General features: G+C 70.0%; 25 protein-coding genes. 18 read left to right on the forward strand and 7 right to left on the reverse strand.

The window, feature by feature from the left end; all coding sequences use genetic code 11:
• Positions 1 to 6: 6 nt before the first annotated feature.
• Positions 7 to 915, reverse strand: a complete 909-nt coding sequence (locus tag DNK54_RS12555; protein ID WP_110207308.1) for a DMT family transporter — start codon at positions 913 to 915, stop codon at positions 7 to 9.
• 271 nt (positions 916 to 1,186) lie between these two features.
• Positions 1,187 to 1,831 carry a TetR/AcrR family transcriptional regulator gene (locus tag DNK54_RS12560; RefSeq protein ID WP_110207309.1) on the reverse strand — a complete coding sequence of 215 codons (645 nt, stop codon included), beginning with the start codon at positions 1,829 to 1,831 and terminating at the stop codon, positions 1,187 to 1,189.
• A gap of 149 nt (positions 1,832 to 1,980) precedes the next feature.
• Here DNK54_RS12560 and DNK54_RS12565 point away from each other — a divergent pair, with 149 nt between their 5' ends.
• Positions 1,981 to 3,453, forward strand: a complete 1,473-nt coding sequence (locus DNK54_RS12565) for an aldehyde dehydrogenase family protein (RefSeq protein WP_110207310.1) — start codon at positions 1,981 to 1,983, stop codon at positions 3,451 to 3,453.
• 5 nt (positions 3,454 to 3,458) lie between these two features.
• Positions 3,459 to 3,980: a DUF4334 domain-containing protein gene (locus DNK54_RS12570; RefSeq protein WP_110207512.1), complete on the forward strand. Its 522-nt coding sequence runs from the start codon at positions 3,459 to 3,461 to the stop codon at positions 3,978 to 3,980.
• 63 nt (positions 3,981 to 4,043) lie between these two features.
• On the opposite strand, the gene DNK54_RS12575 is transcribed toward DNK54_RS12570, so the two are convergent.
• Together DNK54_RS12575 and DNK54_RS12580 are read right to left on the reverse strand one after the other, a co-directional pair.
• Positions 4,044 to 5,465 carry a glycoside hydrolase family 5 protein gene (locus DNK54_RS12575; protein ID WP_239460095.1) on the reverse strand — a complete coding sequence of 474 codons (1,422 nt, stop codon included), beginning with the start codon at positions 5,463 to 5,465 and terminating at the stop codon, positions 4,044 to 4,046.
• An 82-nt stretch (positions 5,466 to 5,547) separates the two neighbouring features.
• Positions 5,548 to 6,405 (reverse strand): SDR family NAD(P)-dependent oxidoreductase, encoded by an 858-nt coding sequence (locus DNK54_RS12580; protein WP_110207312.1) that lies wholly within the window; start codon positions 6,403 to 6,405, stop codon positions 5,548 to 5,550.
• 182 nt (positions 6,406 to 6,587) lie between these two features.
• Between DNK54_RS12580 and DNK54_RS12585 the strand changes: the two genes are divergently transcribed.
• From DNK54_RS12585 to DNK54_RS12630, 11 genes are all read left to right on the forward strand, one after another.
• Positions 6,588 to 6,893, forward strand: coding sequence for a metal-sensitive transcriptional regulator (locus tag DNK54_RS12585; RefSeq protein ID WP_110207313.1), 306 nt, complete (start codon positions 6,588 to 6,590; stop codon positions 6,891 to 6,893).
• 29 nt (positions 6,894 to 6,922) lie between these two features.
• Positions 6,923 to 7,144 carry a heavy-metal-associated domain-containing protein gene (locus DNK54_RS12590; RefSeq protein WP_110207314.1) on the forward strand — a complete coding sequence of 74 codons (222 nt, stop codon included), beginning with the start codon at positions 6,923 to 6,925 and terminating at the stop codon, positions 7,142 to 7,144.
• Positions 7,141 to 8,115, forward strand: coding sequence for a hypothetical protein (locus DNK54_RS12595; protein ID WP_110207315.1), 975 nt, complete (start codon positions 7,141 to 7,143; stop codon positions 8,113 to 8,115). The genes DNK54_RS12590 and DNK54_RS12595 overlap by 4 nt, the downstream gene beginning before the upstream one ends.
• Entirely contained in the window at positions 8,096 to 10,357 is a 2,262-nt protein-coding gene (locus DNK54_RS12600) for a heavy metal translocating P-type ATPase (protein WP_110207316.1), read from the forward strand. The genes DNK54_RS12595 and DNK54_RS12600 overlap by 20 nt, the downstream gene beginning before the upstream one ends.
• Positions 10,358 to 10,551: 194 nt before the next feature.
• Entirely contained in the window at positions 10,552 to 11,676 is a 1,125-nt protein-coding gene (locus DNK54_RS12605) for a low temperature requirement protein A (RefSeq protein ID WP_110207317.1), read from the forward strand.
• Positions 11,677 to 11,744: 68 nt separating this feature from the next.
• The gene (locus DNK54_RS12610) at positions 11,745 to 12,062 is read left to right on the forward strand and encodes a VOC family protein (RefSeq protein WP_110207318.1); all 318 of its coding nucleotides are present in this window, start codon (positions 11,745 to 11,747) and stop codon (positions 12,060 to 12,062) included.
• 60 nt (positions 12,063 to 12,122) lie between these two features.
• Complete coding sequence (locus DNK54_RS12615) at positions 12,123 to 12,698, forward strand: DUF4396 domain-containing protein (RefSeq protein WP_239460065.1); 576 nt, start codon at positions 12,123 to 12,125, stop codon at positions 12,696 to 12,698.
• Between the two features lie 10 nt (positions 12,699 to 12,708).
• Complete coding sequence (locus tag DNK54_RS21145; RefSeq protein ID WP_162602439.1) at positions 12,709 to 12,849, forward strand: hypothetical protein; 141 nt, start codon at positions 12,709 to 12,711, stop codon at positions 12,847 to 12,849.
• A complete protein-coding gene (locus DNK54_RS12620) occupies positions 12,846 to 13,247 on the forward strand; it encodes a DUF6153 family protein (protein WP_110207319.1) in 402 nt (133 codons plus the stop codon). Before DNK54_RS21145 ends, DNK54_RS12620 begins: the two co-directional genes overlap by 4 nt.
• 48 nt (positions 13,248 to 13,295) lie before the next feature.
• Positions 13,296 to 13,922 (forward strand): DUF305 domain-containing protein, encoded by a 627-nt coding sequence (locus DNK54_RS12625; protein WP_110207320.1) that lies wholly within the window; start codon positions 13,296 to 13,298, stop codon positions 13,920 to 13,922.
• 92 nt (positions 13,923 to 14,014) lie between these two features.
• The gene (locus DNK54_RS12630) at positions 14,015 to 14,572 is read left to right on the forward strand and encodes a dihydrofolate reductase family protein (protein ID WP_110207321.1); all 558 of its coding nucleotides are present in this window, start codon (positions 14,015 to 14,017) and stop codon (positions 14,570 to 14,572) included.
• Positions 14,573 to 14,594: 22 nt separating this feature from the next.
• Here the strand turns inward: DNK54_RS12630 and DNK54_RS12635 are convergent, their stop codons facing one another.
• Positions 14,595 to 14,942 carry a hypothetical protein gene (locus DNK54_RS12635; RefSeq protein WP_110207322.1) on the reverse strand — a complete coding sequence of 116 codons (348 nt, stop codon included), beginning with the start codon at positions 14,940 to 14,942 and terminating at the stop codon, positions 14,595 to 14,597.
• Between the two features lie 17 nt (positions 14,943 to 14,959).
• On the opposite strand from DNK54_RS12635, the gene DNK54_RS12640 reads away from it, so the two are divergent.
• Positions 14,960 to 16,177 carry a benzoate/H(+) symporter BenE family transporter gene (locus tag DNK54_RS12640; protein WP_110207323.1) on the forward strand — a complete coding sequence of 406 codons (1,218 nt, stop codon included), beginning with the start codon at positions 14,960 to 14,962 and terminating at the stop codon, positions 16,175 to 16,177.
• A gap of 5 nt (positions 16,178 to 16,182) precedes the next feature.
• On the forward strand, positions 16,183 to 16,470 hold the full coding sequence (locus DNK54_RS12645; RefSeq protein ID WP_110207324.1) for a DUF1905 domain-containing protein: 288 nt from the start codon (positions 16,183 to 16,185) through the stop codon (positions 16,468 to 16,470).
• 4 nt (positions 16,471 to 16,474) lie between these two features.
• Here DNK54_RS12645 and DNK54_RS12650 read toward each other — a convergent pair whose 3' ends face one another.
• Positions 16,475 to 17,956 (reverse strand): flavin-containing monooxygenase, encoded by a 1,482-nt coding sequence (locus DNK54_RS12650; RefSeq protein ID WP_110207325.1) that lies wholly within the window; start codon positions 17,954 to 17,956, stop codon positions 16,475 to 16,477.
• Positions 17,957 to 18,072: 116 nt separating this feature from the next.
• Here DNK54_RS12650 and DNK54_RS12655 point away from each other — a divergent pair, with 116 nt between their 5' ends.
• Both DNK54_RS12655 and DNK54_RS12660 read left to right on the forward strand, forming a co-directional pair.
• Positions 18,073 to 18,966 (forward strand): alpha/beta hydrolase fold domain-containing protein, encoded by an 894-nt coding sequence (locus tag DNK54_RS12655; RefSeq protein ID WP_204164571.1) that lies wholly within the window; start codon positions 18,073 to 18,075, stop codon positions 18,964 to 18,966.
• A gap of 87 nt (positions 18,967 to 19,053) precedes the next feature.
• On the forward strand, positions 19,054 to 20,538 hold the full coding sequence (locus DNK54_RS12660) for a polysaccharide deacetylase family protein (RefSeq protein ID WP_110207326.1): 1,485 nt from the start codon (positions 19,054 to 19,056) through the stop codon (positions 20,536 to 20,538).
• Between the two features lie 85 nt (positions 20,539 to 20,623).
• Here the strand turns inward: DNK54_RS12660 and DNK54_RS12665 are convergent, their stop codons facing one another.
• Entirely contained in the window at positions 20,624 to 22,468 is a 1,845-nt protein-coding gene (locus DNK54_RS12665) for a phosphoenolpyruvate carboxykinase (GTP) (protein WP_110207327.1), read from the reverse strand.
• 173 nt (positions 22,469 to 22,641) lie between these two features.
• On the opposite strand from DNK54_RS12665, the gene DNK54_RS12670 reads away from it, so the two are divergent.
• Positions 22,642 to 23,775 carry a YihY/virulence factor BrkB family protein gene (locus DNK54_RS12670; protein WP_239460066.1) on the forward strand — a complete coding sequence of 378 codons (1,134 nt, stop codon included), beginning with the start codon at positions 22,642 to 22,644 and terminating at the stop codon, positions 23,773 to 23,775.
• Positions 23,776 to 23,781: the final 6 nt, after the last annotated feature.

Below are 23,781 nucleotides of genomic sequence, written 5' to 3' on the forward strand. Positions count from 1 at the left end.
GCCGGGTCAGACCGGCGCCGGATGCTCCTCCGTGGGTCGCAGGGCGACGACCGCAGCCAGGATCAGCACGCCCCCGATCACCGCCGTCGTGGTCAGCACCTCGCCGAGGATGACGGCAGCCAGGGCGGCTGCGGAGAGCGGCTCCACGAGGGTGGCGACCGTGGCGGCCGAGCCCGAGGTGGTGCGCAGTCCCGCGTAGAGCAGGCCGTAGGCCAGGGCCATCGTGGCGGTGCCGAGATAGACCAGCAGCAGCCACGATCCCGTCGAGCCGGGCAGCAGCGGCTTGCTCATCGCCCCCGCGGCGACGAGGAACGGCGCGAGCACGACACCTGAGACGGCGGTCGCGCAGGTGGTGAGCGCGACCGGGTCGACGCGCTGGGCCAGGCCGTGGCCGAGGACGGTGGTGGCGGCGTACACGGCACCGGCGAGGACCGCGAGCAGAAGGCCTGCCACGGGCCGGGGGCCGCTCGACTCGGCAGCCGTCGAGCTGATCAGCAGCAGTCCCGCCAGGGCGCTCACCAGCACGGCGACCTCGCGCAGGTCCGGTCGGGTGCCGGCCCGCAGGTGTTCGCCGGTGGCCGCCAGCACGGGCGCGAGCCCCAGCGAGACGACGGTCGCCACGCTCACCCCCACCCAGAGCACGGAGACGAAGTACGTCGCCTGGTAGAGCGCCGTGCCGCAGCCCATCAGCACGACGTGCCAGGGATCGCTGCGGAACGTGTCGCGGACCTGGCCCAGGTGCCGGGTGGCGGCAGCGACGACCAGGAGCGAGAGCGCGGCCAGCATGGTGCGCCAGGCGCTCGTGGTCATCGCTCCGAGCCCGTCGCGCTCGTGAAGCAGCGTCACCACGAGTCCGCCGGTGCCCCAGAGGAAGCCGGCCGCGCAGACCTGCAGCACGCCGAGTCGGCTGCTCACGGCCGGTGCCCGTCGATGCTCACCCCGGGAGCGTAGTGCGGCACACCCCGGACGTCCTGCCTTGTGGCTGCTGGGGCGACCGTTGGGCAGGACGTTGCGCGGGACGTCCTGCGGGGTGGTGGTGGGGGCGACCGTTGAGCAGGACGTTGGGCGGAAGGTCCTGCGGGGTGGTGGTGGGGGCGACCGTTGGGCAGGACGCTGCGCGGAAGGTCCTGCGGGGTGGTGGTGGGGGCGGCCAGAGCGCAGGACGTTGCGCGGGGGTCCTGTCGGATCAGGGCACGCGCAGAGGTGTGCCCTCGAGAAGCTCGGCAGCGGGCAGTCGTCCCGTCAGGACGGCGAGGGCGCGCTTCCAGCGGCGGAGTGCGGCCTCGCGCTCGCCGAGCACCCCGGTCAGCATCGCCGTCATCGACAGGCCGGAGAGCAGGTCGATGGTGAACTCGACCAGGGTCTCGGTGCGGGGATCGTCGGCGTAGTCGGGGCCGAGCACCTCCGCATAGATGCGCCGCATCTCCGCGAAGACCCGGCGCTCCTCGGCGACCAGGGCATCGCGCAGGTCGGCGTCGGTGCGGGCCGCCACCCAGAGCTCCAGAGCGGTGAAGAAGGCCGGGCTGTTCAGGTCGCGCCAGGCCAGATCGACCAGGGCCTGCAGGCGGTCCTGGTCGTCGGGCCAGCGCGACGCCTCGCTACGGAACTGCGCCAGTCGGGCGTCGACCACGTGCGTGGTCGCTTGGATGAGCAAGGCGCTGCGGGTCGGGAAGTGGTGCTGCACCGTGCCCCGGGCGAGACCGGACCGCAGCTGGATGGCGCTGATCGTCGTGGCGGCGTACCCGCTTTCGAGGAGCGACTCCGCGGTGCAGTCGAGGATCCGGGCACGGGTGGTGGCGCTGCGCTCTGCCTGCGTACGTCGGAGGGTCACCGATTTATCGTATGAGGTGCTGGTAAAGGGCGGCAAGAGTCGCTCCCGGAGGGCTGCGCAGCGAGCCAACCGTTGACCAGCGCCTGGTCATCCGGCACGCTTACCGTACGAAACGACGGTTTTTGCCGCACCACAGCCCAGGAGTCGACATGTCCGACCAACTCGTCTCGACCTCGCCGGCCACCGATGAGGTGGTCGCCACGTTCCCGATCCACGGCGAGACCGAGGTGCGTGCCGCCGTCGCCCGTGCCCGGGAGGCGGCCACCTGGTGGCAGGGCCAGGGGTACGACGGCCGCCGGGTCGCGCTGCTCAACTGGCGCCGCCACCTCGCGCGCACCAGCGAGGAGCTGGCCGAGCTCATGCGTCGCGAGAACGGCAAGCCGCTGACCGACGCGCGGATGGAGGTGCTGCTCGCCCTCGAGCACATCGCCTGGGTCGCCAAGCACGCGGGCAAGGTGCTGGCCAGCGAGAAGCGCAAGCCGGGCATGCTGCTCTCCAACTTCTCGGCGCGCGTCGACCACATCCCGTTCGGTGTCGTCGGCGTGATCGGCCCGTGGAACTACCCGGTCTTCACCCCCAACGGCTCGATCGCGACCGCCCTGGCCGCCGGCAACACGGTGGTCTTCAAACCGAGTGAGTTCACCCCGGCCATCGGTGCCTTCTACGTCGACGCGTTCCGCGCGGCCAACCCCGGCGCTCCGTCCGGCGTCCTCGAGCTCGTCACCGGATACGGCGAGACGGGCGCCGCGCTGTGCCGCGCCGGCGTCGACAAGCTCGCCTTCACCGGCTCGGGGCCGACCGGGCGCAAGGTGATGGCCGCGTGCGCCGAGTCGCTGGTTCCGGTGGTGATGGAGCTCGGCGGCAAGGACGCCGCCATCGTCGCCGCCGACGCCGACCTCCGGCTCGCTGCGGACGCGATCGCCTTCGGTGCGGCGGGGAACAGCGGCCAGACCTGTGTCGGCATCGAGCGCGTCTATGTCGAACGGGCGGTGAAGGACGAGTTCCTCGACATCCTGACCCGCAAGCTCACGGCGATCCGGCCCGGCTCGGAGAAGGACTCCTCCTACGGGCCGATGACGATGCCCAGCCAGCTCGACGTGGTGCGTCGCCACATCGACGACGCGATCGCGGGAGGTGGCCAGGCCCTGGTCGGTGGACCGGGGAGCGTTGGCGAGCGCTACGTATCGCCGGTCCTCATCCTCGACCCGCCGCACGAGTCGGCGGCGATCCAGGAGGAGACCTTCGGCCCCACGGTCACCGTCACCACGGTCGACTCGCTCGACGAGGCGGTGAAGCTGGCGAACGGCACCCGCTACGGCCTGGGCGGCGCGGTCTTCTCCAAGCACCGTGCCGACGAGCTGGTGCCGCGTCTCGACACCAGCCAGGTGTCGGTCAACTCGGTGCTCGGTTTCGCCGGCATGGCGTCGATGCCGCTGGGTGGCCGTGGCGAGAGCGGGTTCGGACGGATCCACGGCCCCGAGGGCCTCCGCGAGTTCACCCGTACCCGCGCCGTTGCCGAGCAGCGCTACGCGGTCCCCGGCGTCAACCTGCTCAGCTTCGAGCGCGCCGGCTGGTTGGTCCGCCTGATGCCGCGACTCGTGCGCTGGCTGCACGGGCGGTGACGGTGATGAGCGACCTGTCTGCCCTGGAACCCGCGTGCTCGCTCGCCGAGGCGCTGGCGCTCTTCGACGCAGCCCCCGCCGTACGCGCGGAGGAGCTGAGCGGCCGCTGGCGTGGTCGGGAGCTGCGCACCGGGCACCCGATGGACGGCCTCCTGGAGGCGTCCGGCTGGTACGGCAAGCAGTTCGACGACGTCGACCACGTGCACCCGTTGCTCTTCCACGACGGCTCGGGTGGAGTCTTCCCGGCTGAACCCCGCAAGATGCCGCTCGGCATCGCCCCCAAGCTCCCGCAGCCGGTGATCGACCGGGGGCGGGCCGTCGTCGGGGTGATCAAGCCCGCGCTGCGGACGGCCAAGCACCGAGCTCGGCTGCGCGACGTGGAGCACCGTGGCGTGGTGACGGCGGCGATGGTCTACGACCACCTCCCGATCATCGACGTCTTCCGCCGTGCCGACGCCGACACCCTGCTCGGTGTGATGGACCTGCGCGGCCAGCCGCCGTACGTCTTCATCCTGGCTCGCGACTGAGCCCCAGGCGTCCCGCCTTCAAGGCGCGGGAAACGCGCGGCGCATGACGCCTGGGGCCTGCGCCTACTTACGGCGTACGACGACGCGCACCTCGCCCTTCCGCTTCGTCTTGACCAGGGTGCGGTGACCGTCGCGCGTGGTGGTCGCCTTCAGCTTGGAGGCCGCCTTGACCTTCACCTTCCAGCCCTTGCCCGGCGTCGAGATGACGGTCGCGCCGCGCTTGGGGCGAGCCTTGTAGACCACGGTGAGCTTCTGCTTGCCTGCCTTGTAGGCCGACTGCTGCACCTTGCCGGCGACCGCCTCGGCGTACGGCTCGGCGATCAGCTCCTTGTTCTGGTGGAAGCGACCGTCGGAATCGACGGCGCAGTAGCCGCCGCCGTAGCACCAGACGTAGGCGGCGAAGCCGGAGCTGTAGCGGCCGATGGAGGCCATGGCGTCGCGGTAGAACTGCCGCATGTGGGGCTGCGCGTTGTTGAGCGGGCCCCACTCGCCGACGACCACCGGGATCCGGTGCTGGCTCGGATAGAGGGTGATGGCCTGCTCGTAGGCCTCGATCCAACCGGCCGCCGGGTCGTAGTCCGCGCCGGCCTCCATCGCCGTGTTGTAGAAGTGCGGTGCGTAGACGATCTTCGGGTCCTTGATCTTGCCCAGGCTGGTCGGCACGCCCTCCCCGACCAGGGGGGTCGGCTCCACGAAGATCCAGGTCTTCTTGTCCACCGTGCGGATGGCGTCGGCGATCCGGTTGTACATCGGGGTCAGCTGCTCGGCCTCGATCCGGGCCGACTCGGTGACCAGGTCCTCGGACTGCAGCTCGCCCATCGGCTCGTTGATCGGGTCGTAGCCGATGAGGGCCGGGTGCTTGCGGAACCGCTGGGCGACCTTCACCCACATGTCCGCCTGTGCCTCCTGCAGGTCCTCGTCCTCGTAGAGGTGGGTGAAGGCGCGCATCACGGCAGGTTGGAAGTACTCGGAGAACCAGTCGTCCTGCGCCTCGAAGGGCAGGTCGTCGGTGCGCGTCGCCCACTCCGGGATGCCGCGGTGCCCGAAGGCCGGCCCGAAGACGTCCTGATGGGCGTCGAGCAGCACCAGGACGTCGTACTTGTGGGCCCAATCCAGCACGCGTTCGATCTTGGCGAGATAGGTCTTGGAGTACTGGCCCTGCTCGGGCTCGAGGTCGTCCCAGAAGAAGAGCAGCCGGGCGAAGTTGAAGCCGTTGGCGCGCAGGTCCTTGAAGTGCCGCTCGGTGACTGCCGACAGGGAGAGCGCGCCGCGGTTGCCCTTGTCCTCCACGTTCCAGCCACGCAAGGTGATCTGCCGGCCCTTGCGGTCGGTGAGGGCAGGGATCCGGGGGTACGACGACGAGGCGGCTCGCGCGTCGGGTGTCGGTGCCGGACGCTGGGCATCCGTCTCCGGCGCCGCGGCCGTCACGGCGGGGGTGAGCAGGGTGGCGGCGAGGGCGCCGGCCGCCAGGGCGGAGCGGAACACGGGTCGCAAGGGGGCCTCCGGGAGCAGTGGGACGAGTGTCCTACATCACACCAGTCCGCGGCCCGGGCCGCAAGACCCCTTCTCAGCCATCTTGCTCGGCGCGCGCGGCCCGGTCGATCTCCCGGATCAGCGCCTGGGTGCCCCGGTCGTGCTCGAGGATCCGGTCGGAGGCGGCGTTGAAGGGTCCGCGTGAGGCCGCGACGGCAGCCCAGGTCTTCGGTACGACGATCCTCGCGCTCCGTCGCTCGATCCCGTCGACCGCTGCTCGGGCCACCTCCTCGGGCTCGATGAACCCTCCCAGCGGCCCGCGGAAGAGTCGGTCCTTGATGGCGGTGGCCGGCTCGTTGGCCCCGCGGACGACGTCGGTCAGCGGCGTGCGCACCCACCCCGGCATGAGCACTCCGGCCGAGGCGCCCTCGGTGGCGAGCTCGGCGCGCAGGGAGCGTGAGAGCGACTCCACGCCGGCCTTGGAGAGCGCATAGGCGGAGTTGACGACACCGTTGACGAAGGCATAGATCGAGGCGGTCAGCAGCACGTGGCCGCGGTTGGCGATGATCTGCGGCAAGGCGGGCTTCACGGTCCTGACGACACCGAGCAGATCCACCTCGATGACCCGCTCGTAGCGTTCCATGTCGGCGGCTGCGAGGGTGCTCGGGTAGGCGATGCCCGCGTTGGCGAAGACCACGTCGAGCTGGCCGAAGTGGCCGACCGTCGCCTCGACGACCTCGTTCATCCGCCCCGCATCGGTGACGTCGGCGACGAGTGCGAGCGCGCGACCGGCCGGCAACGTGCTCGCCAGCCGCTCGGCGGCCGTCTCGTCGTGGTCGGCGATCACGACGTTGGCACCGCGGTCGGTCAGGGTGCGGGCAGTGGCGGCGCCGATGCCGCTGGCGCCGCCGGTGATCAGCACGGTCCGGCCCGGCAGGGCGAGTCGCGGCATGGGTTCCTCCTGGGTCGGTTTCTCCCCATCGTGACCTGTGCCAGAGCGCGAAAGGCAGGCCGTGGGAGCACAACTCCGTGCCGGTCTTCTGGACCGGCGACACGAGGGTGGGGCGGCCCGCTTGCAGGAGATACCCTAGGGGGGTACTGTATTAATGACATCAGGAACCGAGGAGGAACGTCATGGAGCACGAGGCCGGGCAGCACAGCTACATCGCCAACCACACCAAGGACGACTACCTCAAGCGACTTCGCCGGATCGAGGGCCAGGCCCGGGGCCTGCAGCGGATGGTCGAGGAGGAGAAGTACTGCATCGACATCCTCACGCAGGTCTCGGCCATGAAGAAGGCCCTCGAGGCGGTCGCCCTCGGCCTGCTCGACGAGCACCTGGCGCACTGCGTGGTCAACGCGGTGAAGGCCGGCGGGCCGGAGGCGGAGATCAAGCTCAAGGAAGCCTCCGACGCCATCGCCCGCCTCGTGAAGTCCTGACCCACCCCCAACCCACCCGAGGAGTCACCATGAGCACCACCCAGACCTGGACCGTCACCGGCATGACCTGCGGCCACTGCGTCGCCTCCGTCACCGAGGAGCTCTCCGAGCTCTCCGGCGTCGAGAACGTCGCGGTCGACCTCCCCAGTGGCGCGGTCACCGTCACCAGTGCGGCTCCGCTGGAGGACGCGGCCGTCCGGGCTGCCGTCTCCGAGGCCGGGTACACAGTCACAGGAAGTGCCGAGTCGTGAGCACTCCGCTACGGCTGCTCGCCTTCCTCGCCGCGGCCGTGGTCGCCTTCGGCGCGGCAGCGGGGGTCGGGAAGGCCGTGGGCCCTCTCGACACCGAGACCGAGAAGCACGGCCACAGCGCCGACTCGTCGGCCACGGGCCACAGTGCCGACTCGTCGGCCACCGGCCACGGTGCGCACGGGGAGTCCCGCGTCGACGAGGCTCCCGCCGGGCTGAGCTCCAGCGCCGCCGGGCACCGGCTGCAGCTCTCCGCGGAGACCGCGCCCGCCGGGAAGAGCCGAGCGATCGCCTTCACCATCACCGGCCCTGACGGACGCCCGGTCACCGAGTACGACGTCGTCCACGACAAGCCGCTCCACCTGATCGCGGTCCTCCGCGACCAGAGCGGGTTCCAGCACGTGCACCCCACGCTCGACGCCCGGGGCACCTGGCACGTGGAGCTCGACCTGACCCCGGGGACGTGGCGGCTCTTCGCCGACTTCTCCGCACACGGCACGGCGCTCACGCTGGGCACCGACCTCCAGGTCGCTGGCGAGTTCACGCCCGTCCCCGCCGTCGCCGAGTCGCGCACCGCGCATGTCGACGGGTACGACGTCACCCTGGCCGGCGACCTGACTCCCGGTGCCGACACAGAGCTGACGCTGCGGATCAGCAGGGACGGCGTACCGGTGACCGACCTGCAGCCCTATCTGGGTGCCTACGGACACCTCGTCGCGCTGCGGGCCGGCGACCTCGCCTACCTGCACGTGCACCCGGACGGTGCGCCCGGCGACGGCGCCACGGAGCCCGGACCCGAGGTCGTCTTCCACACCAGCGTGCCCAGTGAGGGCCGCTACCACCTCTACCTCGACTTCCAGCACGACGGCGTGGTGCGTACCGCCGCCTTCACGCTGGGGTCTCGACAGGCTCGACCAACGGACAGCCAGGCTCCCACAACGGAGGGGACGCACGATGACGCGCACACCCACTGACTCCACTCTCGCCGACCAGCAGGTCGAGCTCGCGATCAGCGGGATGACCTGCGCCTCGTGTGCCAACCGGATCGAGCGCAAGCTCAACAAGCTCGACGGCGTCTCCGCGACCGTCAACTACGCCACCGAGAAGGCGAAGGTCAGCTACGGCGGCGACGTCACTCCCGAGCAGCTGTTGGCGACGGTGGCCGAGGCGGGCTACTCGGCCGCGCTGCCGCAGCGCACCGATGCGCCTGACGAGGAGAAGCCCGAGGAGGGAGTCGACCCGCTGTTGCAGCGACTGCTGATCTCCGCCGTACTCACGGTGCCGGTGATCGCCATGGCGATGGTGCCCGCGTGGCAGTTCACGAACTGGCAGTGGCTCTCGCTGACCCTGGCCGCACCGGTCGTGGCCTGGGGCGCCTGGCCGTTCCACAAGGCTGCTTGGACCAACCTGCGCCACGGCACCTCGACGATGGACACGCTGATCTCGCTCGGCACCCTGGCCGCCCTCGGCTGGTCGCTCTACGCGCTCTTCTGGGGGAGCGCCGGTGAGCCGGGCATGACCCACCCGTTCGAGCTCACCGTGGAGCGCAGCGACGGCGCGGGCAACATCTATCTCGAGGCCGCCGCCGGCGTGACGACCTTCATCTTGGCCGGCCGCTGGTTCGAGCACCGGGCCAAGCGCCGGGCCGGCTCCGCGCTGCGGGCGCTGCTGGAGCTCGGTGCCAAGGAGGTCGCCGTCCTCGAGGCGGACGGCAGCGAGGTCATGCGGCCGACCGGCGACCTCGCCGTCGACATGCGCTTCGTGGTCCGGCCGGGCGAGAAGATCGCCACCGACGGTGTCGTCGAGAGCGGCACCTCCGCCGTCGACGCCTCGATGCTCACCGGCGAGTCGGTGCCGGTCGAGGTCGGCCCAGGCGATGCCGTGGTCGGGGCCACCGTCAACGCAGGTGGACGGCTGGTCGTGCGGGCCACCCGCGTCGGTGGCGACACCCAGCTCGCCCAGATGGCACGGCTGGTGGAGGACGCTCAGACCGGCAAGGCTCAGGTGCAGCGACTGGCCGACCGGATCTCCGGCATCTTCGTGCCGATCGTCATCCTGCTCAGCGTGGCCACGCTCGGCTTCTGGCTCGGCACCGGCAACGGGCTGACGGCGGCCTTCACGGCGGCGGTAGCGGTGCTGATCATCGCCTGCCCGTGCGCCCTGGGCCTGGCCACGCCGACCGCTCTCATGGTCGGCACCGGGCGCGGCGCCCAACTGGGCATCTTGATCAAGGGCCCCGAGGTCCTGGAGTCCACCCGCCGCGTCGACACCGTCGTCCTCGACAAGACCGGCACCGTCACCACCGGCGAGATGGCCCTACGTGACGTGATCGCCGCCTCCGGTGAGGATGTCGATCAGGTGCTCCGGATGGCAGGTGCGCTCGAGTCGGCCTCCGAGCACCCGATCGCCCGGGCGATCGCGGACGCTGCGCGCGCGGCCGGCGATCTGCCGCCGGTGGAGGATTTCGCCAACGTCGAGGGTCTCGGCGTCCAAGGCGTGGTGCTCGACGGGGAGACCAGCCACGCCGTACTGGTGGGTCGTCCGCGGCTCCTCGAAGAGTGGTCGCAGCACCTCTCGCCGGAGCTTGAAGCGGCGCTCGAGCGTGCTCGGCATGACGGTGGCACCGCTGTCGCGGTCGGCTGGGACGGCGCTGCCCGCGGCATCGTCGTGGTCGCCGACGGCGTGAAGCCGACGTCCGCGGAGGCGATCCGTCGGCTGCGTGAGCTGGGACTGCGCCCGGTGCTGCTCACCGGCGACAACCGCACGGTGGCCGAAGCTGTCGCCGCGGAGGTCGGTATCGACGAGGTGATCGCCGACGTACTGCCGGCCGACAAGGTCGAGGTGGTGCAGCGGTTGCAGGGGGAGGGACGCGTGGTCGCGATGGTGGGCGACGGCGTCAACGACGCCGCGGCGCTCGCCACGGCCGACCTCGGACTGGCCATGGGCACCGGCACCGACGTGGCGATCGAGGCGAGCGACCTCACCCTGGTGCGCGGCGACCTCCTGGTCGCGGTCGACGCGATCCGGCTGTCGCGCCGTACCCTCGCGACGATCAAGGGCAACCTGTTCTGGGCGTTCGCCTACAACGTCGCCGCCCTGCCTCTGGCTGCCGCCGGTCTGCTCAACCCGATGCTCGCCGGCGCCGCGATGGCCTTCTCCTCGGTCTTCGTCGTGACCAACAGCCTCCGCCTCCGCGGCTTCCGCTCCGCTCCCTGAGGTGTCGAAACGCCAGCTTCAGCGTGTTGAGACGCCAGGATGAGTAGGTTGAGACGCCAGCTTCAGCGGAGAGGGAACCTCTCAGCTCCTGAAGCTGGCGAATGAACCTATCGAAACTGGCGTCTCAACACGCTAGAACTGGCACTTCGGCGGGGATGATGACTACCACGGACAGTCGCTTCAGGCTCACGCCCATGCGTCCGCGCGACCCGCTCGAGCCGGTACGCGCGGCCTCCAGCCTGGAGCTCTTCTTCGACCTGGTCTTCGTGATCGCGGTCTCCATCGCCGCGGGGCAGCTCCACCATGCGATGACCGAGGGGCACGCGCTGGAGGGCCTGCGCTCCTATGCCGTGGTCTTCTTCGGTATCTGGTGGGCGTGGATGAACTTCACCTGGTTCGCCACCTCCTTCGACACCGACGACTGGCTCTACCGCGTGGTCACCTTCGTCCAGATGGGCGGCGTGCTGGTCTTGGCGGCCGGCGTCGAGCCGGCGTTCGTCGACGGCGACTTCACCGTGCTCGTGCTCGCGTACGTCGTCATGCGGGTGGCCATGGTCGCGCAGTGGCTGCGGGCCTCGCGGAGAGCTGGCCCGGCGCGGGAGGCCACGCTCCGGTACGCCGGCGGCATCGCCCTGGTGCAGGTGCTGTGGCTGGGCATGCTGCTCCTCGACGGCCCGATCGCAACGGTGGTGCTGGTGGGGCTGATCGCCGCGGAGATCAGTGTGCCGGTGCTGGCCGAACGCCGTGGCCAGACGCCCTGGCACGCTCACCACATCACCGAGCGGTACGGCTGCTTCACGTTGATCCTGCTCGGAGAGAGCCTGCTGGCCTCGGCGACCGCGATCATCGGGGCACTGCACGCCGAGGAGGAGCTCACCGGCCTGATCGCCATCGCGGTGCTCACCCTCGTCGTGACGGCCGCACTCTGGTGGGTCTACTTCTGGCCGCCGCACCACGAGTCGATCGGCGCCCTCAAGGACTCCCTCAGCTATGGCTACGGCCACTACTTCGTCTTCGCGGCGGCCGGTGCCTTCTCGGCGGGCGTCGAGGTCGAGATCGACGTGCTCACCGGGCACAGCGCGCTCGACGAGCTTGCGGCCTCCTTCACCGTGACGGTGCCGATCGCGGTGTTCCTGCTCGGAGTCTGGCTGGTGGCGATCAGGAAGTCCGGCGACCGGGTGGTCGACCTTGCGGTGCTCGCGGCGGCCGCGCTGGTGCTCCTCGATCCGCTCATCCCGATCCCGTTCGCCATCACGGCTGTCGTGATGGCCGCGTTGGTCGCGGTCCTGGTCGTGCGTGAGGTGCGCGCTCCCGACTGACCGACGTCACATCCGCCCGACGCCGACCGTCAACGAGGTGACAGATCCGGAACCAGAAGGAGAAGCAGATGTTCCAGAGCATGGTGATCCCCGTGGCCGACGTGGAGGCTGCCAAGAAGGTGTACGGCGCCCTGGCCGGCGAGCCGCACACCGACACGCCGTACTACGTCGGCTACAACGTCGACGGGTTCGAGCTCGCGCTCACGCCCGACAACGGCGTCGGCGCGCCGGTGCTGCACGCGGACGTCGCCGACTTCGATGCCGCTCGGGAGCGACTGCTTGCCGCGGGGGCCACGGAGAAGGTCGCCCCGAAGGAGGTCGCTCCCGGCGTCCGCATCTGTGTGCTCGCCGACCCGAGCGGGAACCCGATCGGCCTGCGCGGCTGACGCTTGCCCTAGATACCCCCTAGGGGTACCTTGGTCTTTGACTGGACCGAGGAGGACGCCGTGAACCCACGGAACCGGATGGCTGCCAGCGCGACGCTGCACTGCCTGACTGGCTGCGCTATCGGGGAGATCCTCGGCCTGATGGTCGGTACGGCGCTGGGGTGGAGCAATGCTCAAACCATCCCGTTGGCGGTCGGACTCGCCTTCCTCTTCGGCTACGGACTCTCCACCCTGCCACTGCTGCGGGTCGGCGTCGGTTTCGGCGCCGCCCTGAGCGTGGTCTTCGCCGCCGACACACTCTCCATCCTCGCGATGGAGGTGGTCGACAACGTGGTGATGGCGGTGATCCCCGGCGCGATGGATGCGGGTCTGGTCAATCCGGTCTTCTGGCTGAGCATGATGCTGGCCCTGACCACCGCCTTCGCCGCCGCCTTCCCGGTCAACCGCTACCTCATCGACCGGGGCAGAGGCCATGCGCTCACGCACCGACTCCACGAGGACCAGCGCCACGAGGACCAGCACCACGAGGACCAGCACCACGAGGACCAGGGCCGCGCGAGCCACGAGCAGGCCGGTCACGATCACCGGACCGGTGGCGGAGCGCAGCAGGCGGACCACCACCACGAGCACCACTGAGGAGGCTGCGATGAACACGAATGTCCTCGCCGCGGCTCTGATCGGCTTCATGCTGGGCGGCTTGACCGTCTCGATCGCGGCCGAGCTGGAGTCGGACGATCGGTCCGACTCGCCGAGGCACGGTGCAGTGATCCAGGCTCTTCACCCATGAGGTCGACGCGGCCGATCTGGCGGTACGGCCTCGTCATCGTGGCGCTTCTGGCCGGCCTGTTCGGCATGCATGCGCTCTCTGGCGCTCCCGGCGCCGGGCCGAGTGCCGCTGGTCACCACCTGACCGCCTCGCCGTGGTCGACGCAGCATGATTCCGGGGTCGCGTCTTCGGCCCGGCCCGAGGCGCCCCAGCGGCACGGCGATCAGGGGCTGGCGAACGCGTGCCTGGCGGCGCTCTGCGTGGCGGTCTTGTTCTTCGCGGCTCTCGCGTTTCGCCGGCGGATCAGGCGATGGTGGGTGTTGCTCCCACGGGAGGGCCGTAGGGGACGTCGACTGGCGACGTACCTCCTCGCCGCGGGCCCTCCGGCTGTCTGGCGCTTCTCGGTGATCCGCTGCTGAGCGGCCGGCTCACGCAGACGACCACCACGCCTACTGAGGAGAAGCAGCATGCAGAAACGAAATATCCGACGCGCCCTGGCGGCGGTCGGCATCCTGGCGGTCCTCGTACCCGCTGCGGCATGCGGTGCGGATGACGAGCCGTCCGATGCGCCGCGCAACAGCGCCGAGCCCAACCAGGCGGATGTGGACTTCGCCACCGACATGATCCAGCACCATGCTCAGGCGCTCTCCATGGTCGACCTGACCCGAGGTCGCGACATCGACGATGCCTTCGGCGAGCTCGTGGAGGGGATCCAAGCCGCGCAGGCGCCGGAGATCGAGACCATGACCACCTGGCTGACCGCCTGGGGTGAGGAGGTGCCGGCCACGATGCGCGATCACGTCAACTCCGGCCATGGCTCGGAGCCTGGCGCTGGCATGGAGGGCATGGACCATGAGATGGCTGAGATGCCCGGAATGATGACGGCAGAGCAGATGCAGGCGCTCGGCAATGCCTCCGACGCGGAGTTCGAAGAGCTCTGGATCACGATGATGATCGAGCACCACGAGGGTGCGGTCGCCATGGCGCAGGCCGAGGTTGATGGCGGAAGGTTCGGGCCTGCCCGTGAGCTCGCCCAGGCGATCGTCGATGGCCAGCAACGTGAGATCGATGAAATGCGGGCGATGCTGGAGTAGGAGGAGCGGACCGGCTGCCGGCGACCGATGAGTCCGGCGCCGGCCGCTGGTCCATCCAGCACACGGGGATCACCTACGAACGAGAGGCAACCATGCGCCCGATCATCGTCACCGAGTTCATCACCGTCGACGGCGTCATCGACTCGCCCGGCGGCGGCGACCACCCGCATGCCGGCTGGACGTTCCAGGATGTGCCGTTCGTCGAGGAGGCCTACGAACTCAAGGGTCGTGAGATGGAGGCAGCCACCGCGCTCCTCTTCGGCCGGGTCAGCCACGACGAGTTCGCGCCGGTATGGCCGTCGATGGAGGAGTTCGCGACCTACAACGCGATGCCGAAGTACGTCGTCTCGTCGACGCTCGCCGGCTCGGAGTGGAACAACACCCACGTGCTGCGCAGCCTCGACGAGGTGGCTGCGCTGAAGGAGACCGACGGCGGGGAGATCCACGTCCACGGCAGTGCCACGCTCGCCCAGGGCCTGGCTGCAGCCGGCCTGGTCGACCGCTACCACCTGCTGGAGTTCCCGATCGTCCTCGGCTCCGGGAAGCGGCTCTTCGCGGACGGCGCCAAGCAGAAGCTGGACCTGGTGGAGCAGACCTCCTACAGCAACGGCATCCGCCTTGCGGTGTACGCCGTCGCGCGCGACCACTGAGATCCGTCGGCGCTCCGCTGAACTAGGCCGGCGCGCGCTGACCGATCAGCGTGCGCAGCAGCGCCGCCGTCCCGGCCCACAGACCGAAGGTCAGGGTGCCGATCACTGGTCCGATCGCAAGGCCGGCCCAGGAAGGCGTGGTCCCCGGCATCCAGAGCAGTCCGATCCACACCAGCGCGGCAGCCAGCCAGAGCCCGTACAGCGTCGGCCCCACCCGGTCGGCGTGCGCCAGGAACGAGCAGCCGAGGATCACGTAGACGATCGCGATCGCCACCAACGGCCAGCCCAGCTGCATGCCGAACGTCGCGCCACCGATCCACAGCGCTCCGCTGCCGCCGTAGGCCAGCCAGATGCCCTGCCTCCTGGTCATGCCTCAGTCTCCCATCCGTGCCCGCGGACTACGGTGCCCCTGTGCAGAGCAGCCGCAGCCAGCCCGTCGTCGCCGGCATCCTCACCGCCCTGGTCGGCTTCACCAGCTCCTTCGCGGTGGTGCTTGCCGGACTGACCGCCGTCGGCGCGACTCCGGCGCAGGCGGCCAGCGGACTGGCTGTGCTCTGCGTGACCCAGGCGCTGGGGATGCTCTGGCTGGTACGCCGCCACCGCATCCCCCTGACGTTGGCCTGGTCGACGCCGGGCGCGGCCCTCTTGGCCGGCACCGGCGTGGTGGACGGCGGTTGGCCCGCCGCAGTGGGAGCGTTCCTCGTCGTCGGCGTGCTGATCCTGCTCACCGCGCTCTGGCCCAGGCTGGGAGACCTGATCGGAGCCATCCCGACACCGATCGCCCAGGCGATGCTGGCCGGCGTACTCGTGCCGCTCTGCCTTGCCCCCGTGCTGGCCCTCGTCGACGAGCCGCTCCTCGTCACGCCGGTCGTGCTGACCTGGCTGGTGCTTCTCAGGCTGGCTCCGAAGGCAGCAGTCCCGACGGCCTTCGTCGTCGCACTGGCGGTGATCGCCTTCTGGGCCGGCGAGCATGACGGCATTGCGGGCGGCTGGCTGCCGACGGTGGAAGGCACCGTGCCCGGCCTCAGCGTCGGCGCGGTGCTCGGCATCGCCCTGCCCCTGTACGTCGTCACGATGGCCTCGCAGAACGTGCCCGGCGTCGCGGTGATGGCGAGCTACGGCTACCGGGTGCCGTGGCGGGAGACGATGACCGTCACCGGACTCGGCACCTTGGGCGGCGCCGTCGCGGGCGGTCACGCGATCAACCTTGCGGCGATCACGGCCGCCCTGGCTGCCAACCCCGAGGCCGACCCGGATCCGAAGCGGCGGTGGATCGCCTCCGAGACCGCTGCCTGGGTCTACCTGCTGCTGGCCCTGCTCTCAGTGGCCCTGACCAGCCTGGCCACCTCGGCGCCTGCCGGCCTGATCGAGACGGTGGCCGGACTCGCCCTGCTGGGGACGCTCGGCGCGAGCCTGGCGGCCGCGACCTCGGCGAGCGAGGGCCGCGAGGCGGCGGTGGTGACCTTCCTCGTCGCAGCCAGCGGCGTCACCGTCGCGGGGATCGGTGCTGCCTTCTGGGGCTTGGTGGCTGGTCTGATCACCCACCTGGTGCTCCAACGCCACGCGGCGGCGTTGCCGCAGGCTCGCGCGCCCGAGGCAGACTGAGGGCCGTGGAGTTCGAGTTCACGGCGGAAGCGTTCGAGTGGCGTGGGCCGGCGCCGTACCTGTTCGTCGCCCTGCCCGAGGAGGACGCCGCCGATCTGCGCGAGGTGGCGGCCGAACTCACCTACGGATGGGGTGTGATCCCGGTCCGGGCGCGGATCGGGGAGACCGAGTTCACCACCTCGCTCTTTCCGAAGGACGGCGGCTACCTGCTCGGCATCAAGGTGGCGGTGCAGCGTGCCGAAGGCGTCGCTGAGGGCGACCGCGTCGACGTCGCGCTCACTGCCGGGGGCTGAGCCCCTATGCGTAGGCGTAGTCGTCGGTCGGGAAGCGTCCCGCCTCACGCAGCGCGTTGAGCGTCGAGGTGGGTCGCAGCAGGGTCGCCTCGCCATGCTGGTTGAAGTAGTAGCTGTTCGCGCCGGCGCAGTCGCCCAGCGCGAAGACGGAGTGCCCGACCTTCTCGGTCATCCGCTCCAGGAACGCGGCATTGGCCTCCGGGGTGATCTCGAAGGAGGTCGCGCCGCGCTTGCGCATCGCGATGAAGAGCCGCTCCATGTGCCGCATCTGGCACTCGATGGTCGTGAAGTAGCTCAGGCCGCTGTAGGACCAGGGGCTGTTGAGCGAGATGAAGTTCGGGAAGCCCGGCACGGTGACACCCTCGTAGGCCTGGAAGCGCTCCCGGCGCCAGAACTCCCCGAGGTCCTTGCCGTCCCGGCCGATCACCTGGATCGCAGGGAAGTTGGTGTCCCAGAGATTGAACCCGGTCGCGGTCACGAGCACGTCGATCTCGGTACGACCGCCGTCCGCGGTCACGATCCCGGTCTCGTCGATGCGGTCGATCGGGGTCGTCTCCAGCGTCACGTGCGGCTGGGTGAAGGTAGGGAAGTAGTCGTTGGAGTAGGTCGGTCGCTTGCAGCCGAAGGAGTAGCTGGGCGTGAGCTTGCGCCGCAGCTCGGGATCCTTGACCTGCCGGTGCAGGTGGGCGAGGCAGAAGCGCTCTGCGATCCGGTTGACGGCGGGCGCCTCCTTGTAGTGCAGCACGCCGCTCACCATCATCACCTCGAGGATCGAGGTGCCGACCATGCGCGCCGCCCGCTGGGTCAGCGGTACGCCGGCGAAGAGCGAGCGCACCGGCGTCGGCACGCCGAAGTCCATCTTGGGGCTCACCCAGATCGGCGTGCGCTGGTAGACGGTGAGGTGCCCGACCTCCTTCGCCAGCTCGGGGATGAGCTGCACGGCGGTCGCTCCGGTGCCGATGACCGCGACCCGCTTGCGCCGCAGCGGCACGGTGTCGTCCCAGTCGGCAGTGTGGATGATCGTTCCGCCGAAGGAGTCGATGCCGGCGATCTCCGGCATCTTCGGCTGGGAGAGGAAGCCGGTCGCAGTGAGCAGGTAGCGGGTCCGTACGGTCTCGCCGCCGGCCAGCGTTACCTCCCACATCTGTGCCGACTGGTCCCAGCGGGCGCTCTCCACCGCGGTGTCGAAGCGCATGCTGCGCCGCAGGTCGTACTTGTCGGCGACGTGTGCGGCGTACTTCTTCAGCTCGGCTCCGGGCGCGAACAGCCGGCTCCAGTGCGGATTGGGCTCGAACGAGTAAGAGTACGTCGCCGAGGGGATGTCGACTGCCAGCCCCGGGTAGTGGTTGACGTGCCAGGTGCCGCCCAAGTCGGACTCCCGGTCGACGATCAGCAGGTTGTCGAGGCCGAGTCGCTTCAACTGGATCGCTGCGCCCATGCCCCCGAAGCCGGCGCCGACGATCACGGCGTCATGTGGTCCGCTCACGCTGGATGAGGCTACTGGGCGGTAGGACGCACGTCTAGGGAGGTGCGGGCCGAGTTGGCGGCTGCCCTGGTGCGGTGTTGTCGGAGGGCGACGTCACAGCCCGTACCATCCGAGTCGTGTCTGCCACCCTCGCCACGCGCGCCCTCTGCGCCGTCCTGCAACGCACCAAGAAGCGCCGGTTCGCGACCACGGAGGCCGGAGCCCGGCTCCTCGCCGCGCCGAAGGGGCCGGTCACCCCGGTGGGTGCGGTGCTGCGGGGGCGGCGGATCACCTCGTCGGTGGTCGCCGGCTTCCCGGTGCATCGGGTCGAGCCGCGCGGCGGCGTACGGCGGACAGGTGCCACGGCGTACTTCCACGGGGGCGGCTATGTCAGCACCATCGCTCGCCAGCACTGGGACCTGGTCGCCGATCTCGCCGATGTGAGCGGTCGGCCGGTGCATGTGCCGCACTACGGCCTGGCTCCGCAGCACACCGCGCTGGAGGCGATCGCGCTCGGCCTGGCCGTCGTCGACAGCCTGGCGGCCTCCGATGCTGCCGAAGGTCCGTTGCGGTTGGCCGGCGACTCCGCCGGCGGTGGGCTCGTCGTGCTGCTGGGTCAGCATCTACGAGACGCGGGCGGTCCGATCCCGGACCTGCTCACCGTGATCGCCCCCTGGCTCGACCTGGCGATGAGCCATCCGGAGCTCGACGCCGTCGAGCCGACCGACCCCTGGCTCTCCCGCGCCGGGCTGCGCCCGGTCGCGGACGTGTGGGCTGCGGAGCTCGAGCTGACCGACCCGCGGATCAGCCCGATCCACGGAAGCTTCGCCGACCTGCCGCCGATCGAGGCCCATGTCGGCTCCCGGGACCTGACCGCGCCCGACACCCGGCTGTTGGTCGAGCGTGTGCTGGCCGCGGGTGGGCAGGCGGTCCTGCACGAGGAGGTCGGCTCTCCGCACGTGCACCCGCTGCTGCCGACGCCCGAGGGCCGCCGTGCCCGGGCGACGCTGCTGGCGACCCTCGGCGCCTGACCGAGCTGCTCGCGGGATAGATCACATCGGTGGGGGCAACCGCGGTGCCTCCCCGAACGTCAACCCCACATGAGGGATTCTCGCTTCATGCCCACCGCCGTACCGTCCCGTGGCCGCGTCCTCAGCGTGCTGCTGTGCGCTGTCCTGGTGCTCAGCGGCTGCAACTTCGGGGGCGCGGACGACTCCGGCGCACCAGACGCGTCGCCGTCGGCCCAGCAGAGCAAGGGGGCCGGCGAGTCGTCGGCCGGCCAGGAGATCCGGACCCGGACGCTCACCTCCTTTGCGCCGCGCTACCACGCGACCTGGCCGGTCGTGCCCGGCGCGGACGCCCTCAACCAGGAGCTGGCCGACGAGGTCACCCGCCAGGTCGACGCCTTCACCGCCGAGGTCGAGCCCGGCGGTACGGCGGCGCCTGAGCTCAACATCGGCTGGCGCCTGGTCGCGCAGTCCGACCAGGTGGTGGCGGTCCGTCTCGACACCTACGAGTTCGCGGGCGCCAGCGGGGCGGAGAGCAGCCGCACCTGGTGGTTCGATCCCGCGACCGGGCGTGTGCTCGACAACCGTGAGCTGATCGCGGACCCCGAGGCGCTCGGCATCGCGCTGGCCGCCTCGGTGGAGGACCCGGACGCCGACCGTTCCCGGATCCGGCGCGCGGCCGAGGAAGGGCTCGACGACCTGGAGTTCACCTCCACCGGGGCGCTTCGGGTCCGCTTCGACGAGTACGCCGTCGCCCCAGGCTCCAGCGGCGAGGTCGTGGTCACGCTCGACACCGCGCGCACCGAGCTGGTGCTCTCCGACTTCGGCCGACTCGCCAGCGCCGCCGCCAGCAGTCTCGCCACCGACGACGAGTCGCAGGGACTGGTGACTCCTGCGCCACCGGAGGAGACACCGGAGCCGGTGGAGACCGAGACCCCGCTCAAGCCCGAGGCCTCAGGGTCGACGCCCCCGGAGCCGCGCGAGGTCAACTGCCGCAAGGCGAAGTGTGTGGCGCTGACCTTCGACGACGGCCCCGTCTCCGACACCACTCGGCTGCTCCGCACGCTGCGCCGGCTGGATGTCCCGGCCACCTTCTTCGTGCTCGGCCAGCAGGCAGCGACGTACCCGGAGCTGGTGGCCAAGACCGCCCGTGCCGGGCACGAGATCGGCATCCACACCTGGGACCACAAGCAGCTCACCTCCCTCAAGCCGCCGGCGATCCGTCAGGAGATGCGCAGCGCCGCTCGGGAGGTCCGGCGCATCACCGGCCGGGCGCCGACCTTGGTGCGTCCGCCCTACGGGGCGACGGATGCGCGGGTGCAGCGGATCGCCCGGGAGCTGGGCCTGGCCCAGGTGCTCTGGAGCGTCGACACCCTCGACTGGAAGCGGAAGGCCGCCAAGCCCGTCATCGCCGAGGTCAAGAAGTCGACGCGGCGGGGCAGCATCATCTTGATGCACGACATCCACCGCACGTCGGTCGACGCCGTGCCGGGCGTCGTCAAGGCGCTGCAGGCGAAGGGCTACACCCTGGTCACGGTCTCCCAACTCCTCGGCAAGACCAAGCCCGGGCAGAAGTACTACTCCGGCGCGCGCTGACGACCACCGGAGCAGGCCCGCGTTGGCGGGAAATGCGGCAGTGGCCGCCTCCCTTGCGGGAGGCGGCCACTGCGGTCAGACCAGATCAGCCCTCGTAGGCGTCCAGGTCGGCGGACACCCGACGGTGTGCCTCCCAGATCTCCTCCGGCATGTTCGGGAACTGCTCGAGGTGCTCGGCGCGGTAGCCCATCTCCTGCTGCCAGCGCGCCTTGTCGATGGTGAGGATCTTCTCCAGGTCGCCCTCGGAGATGTCGACGCCGTCGAGGTTCAGCTCCTCCTTGGTCGGCAGGATGCCGACGGGGGTCTGGTTGCCCTTGACCTCGCCGTTCTTGAGCTGCAGCAGCCAGAGCAGCGGGCGCAGGTTGTCCCGGTATCCGGGCCACAGGAAGTGGCCGTCCTCCGGGTCGCGCTGGAACCAGTTGACGTGGGCGAAGATCGGCTGCTCCTTGGCGGCCCCGACGATGTCGAGGTAGTGCCGCGCGTAGTCGCCCTCGCCGTACGCCATGAACGGGCGGTTGGACATCGGGTCGTAGCGGAGCACGCCCTCCTTGCCCTCGGCGGCGAAGGTCGCCTCGGCGCCCAGCGTCAGGCCGTCGTAGACACCCTCGGCGAGGTCGTTGATCGCGCGGATCAGCGGCTCGCGGTCACGGGTACGACCGCCGAAGATGATCGCGTCGATCGGCACGCCGGCCGGAGCGTCGTAGTCCTTCGCGACGTTCGGGACGTTGTCGAGGGTCGTGGTGAAGCGGCTGTTGGGGTGCGCCCACGGGTCGTTCGCCTGCTCCGGCGTCCGGTCCGCGATCGCGTTGCCCTTCCAGTCCAGCCAGCCGGTGACGTCGGCAGGTGCCTCGGGGGTGCGGCCCTCCCACCAGACCTCCTCGGTCTGCGGGTTGTAGGCGACGTTGGTGAAGATCACCTTGGTGCCCTCGCCGACCGAGGAGAGAGCGGTCGGGTTGGTGGCCTCGTTGGTGTCCTTCGCAACGCCGAAGACGCCGTACTCCGGGTTCATGCCGTAGAGCTTGCCGGTGGCCCCGTCGACCCACAGCCACGCGATGTCGTCGCCGTAGAACGACACGTGGTAGCGGTCACCCAGCACGTCCGGGGCGAGCATCATCGCGAGGTTGGTCTTGCCGGAGGCGGACGGGAAGCCACCACAGATGTGGTAGTCCTTGCCGGTCTCCTTGTCGTGGATGCCGATGAGCATGTACTGCTCGGCGAGGAACTTCTTCGACGCCCAGCCGTCGTAGGCGCCCTGGCGCAGACCATGGGCGATCTTGCCGAGCAGCGCGTTGCCGCCGTACGACGAGCCGTAGTGCAGGATCGTCCGCTCGTCGGCGACGGTGACGAACCAGCGCTGGTCGTTGTCGGTGCCCTGGCCGAGATTCTCCAGGTCGCCGGTGACGTGCACGGCGCGGACGAAGCTGTCCGGGTCCTGAAGGTCGTTGACGTACTGCGCGCCGACCCGCGACATGCGGATCATGTGGAGTACGACGGGCCGCGAGTCCGTGAGCTCGACACCGGCCGCCCAGGGGGCGAGCGCGTTGCCGGCGGGAGACATCAGGTAGGGGATGACATACATCGTCTTGCCGGCGGAGGCACCACGCATGCGCTCCTCCAGCAACGGCTTCATCTCCGAGGCGGGCTTCCAGTTGTTGTAGACGCCCTTGTCCTTCTCGTCGTTGGTGGCAACGACGGTCCGCTCCTCGGAGCGAGCGGTGTCCTTGTGGTAGCTGCGGGAGTAGTAACGCCCCTCGCCTGCCGGAAGGAGCTCGCCAGCCTCAAGGGCCTCGGCGATGAGTCGGTCGTCGTCAGCAGCGCTGACCACCTCGACGCGTGCGGCACCGGTCACCTCGGCCCAGTGCTTCACGTACTCGCGCACCTTCGGGTTGGACAATCCTGCCTCGTCCAGCACCGAGTCCACATCGACCATTGAATCTGTCCTCTCCTGATGATTCTTCACGGTCAGTTTGACCAGCATGCTGCCATGCCTCCGTGAGGGCCCGGGCATCGGACCAGTCCTCGGGCATCGGAGAGGGTGGCGGCGGACACCCGCGGGCAGCCGGAATTCGGTGCCTGGGCTCCGGCGCCGGATAGCCTGCGCGTGTGTTCCGCGGCACGGTGTCGAAGGTCGATCGAGCCCAGCGCCGCCATCCGGTGCTGGGATTGCCGCTTGCCGTCTTCTACAAGTTCTTCGACGACCAGGGCAACTATCTCGCCGCGATCATCACCTACTACGCCTTCATCGCGATCTTCCCGCTGATGCTCCTGGCCTCCTCCATCTTGGGCTTCGTCCTCGAAGGACGACCGCATCTCCAGGAGCAGCTCCTCGACACGGCGTTGAGCCAGTTCCCGATCGTCGGTGACGAGCTCGGTCGCCCCGGCGGCCTCAAGGGCTCGACCGGCGGCGTGATCACCGGCTCCCTGGCTTCCCTGTACGGCGCGATGGGGCTCGGGCAGGCGCTGCAGAACGCGCAGAACGTGGCCTGGTACGTGCCGCGCAACTCCCGGCCCAACCCGATCCTGCTCCGGCTCCGGAGCATCGCGCTCCTCTTCGGCGTCGGCCTCTCCCTCGCCACGATCAGCATCGTCACGACGATCGCCAGCTCCACCGACCTGCTCGGCCAGTGGACCGGGGACGTGCGGATCGCCTGGTTGCTCCGCGGCCTCAACGTGCTGCTCATCGGCACCGCGCTGACGCTGCTCTTCCGGGTGGCGACCGCCAAGGGGCACCGGGTCCGCCAGGCCGCACCGGGGGCCTTCTTCGTCGCGGTGCTCTGGCAGGTGCTGCAGCACTTCGGTGCCGTCTTCGTGACCCGGGTGCTCGTCCACACCTCGGAGATGACCAAGACCTTCGGCCTCGTCCTCGGGCTCGTCGGTCTCCTCTATATCGGCTCGGTCATCGCGGTGCTCGGCATCGCGATGAACGTGGTGCTGGCGCTGCGGCTCTACCCGCGTGCACTGCTCACGCCGTTCACCGACTGGGTGCAGCTGACCGAGGCCGACCAGCGCGCCTACCGGGGCATGGCCCGGGCACAGCGCACCAAGGACTTCGCAACGGTGGGGGTCGACTTCGGTCAATCACCCTTGGATCGCAAGATCGCCGCCGAGATCGAGGAGCAGCGCAAGGAGCGGCGCCGCGAGGCCCAGCGGATGCGTGAAGCAGAGCGACGCCGTCGGGCCGAGGGGATCGACTGGGTGCCTCCGGAGCAGGAGGGACCGGAGCACCCGCCCGTCTGACCGTTG

Origin of the sequence: Nocardioides daejeonensis, from assembly GCF_003194585.1 — a bacterium.
GTDB lineage: Bacteria > Actinomycetota > Actinomycetes > Propionibacteriales > Nocardioidaceae > Nocardioides > Nocardioides daejeonensis.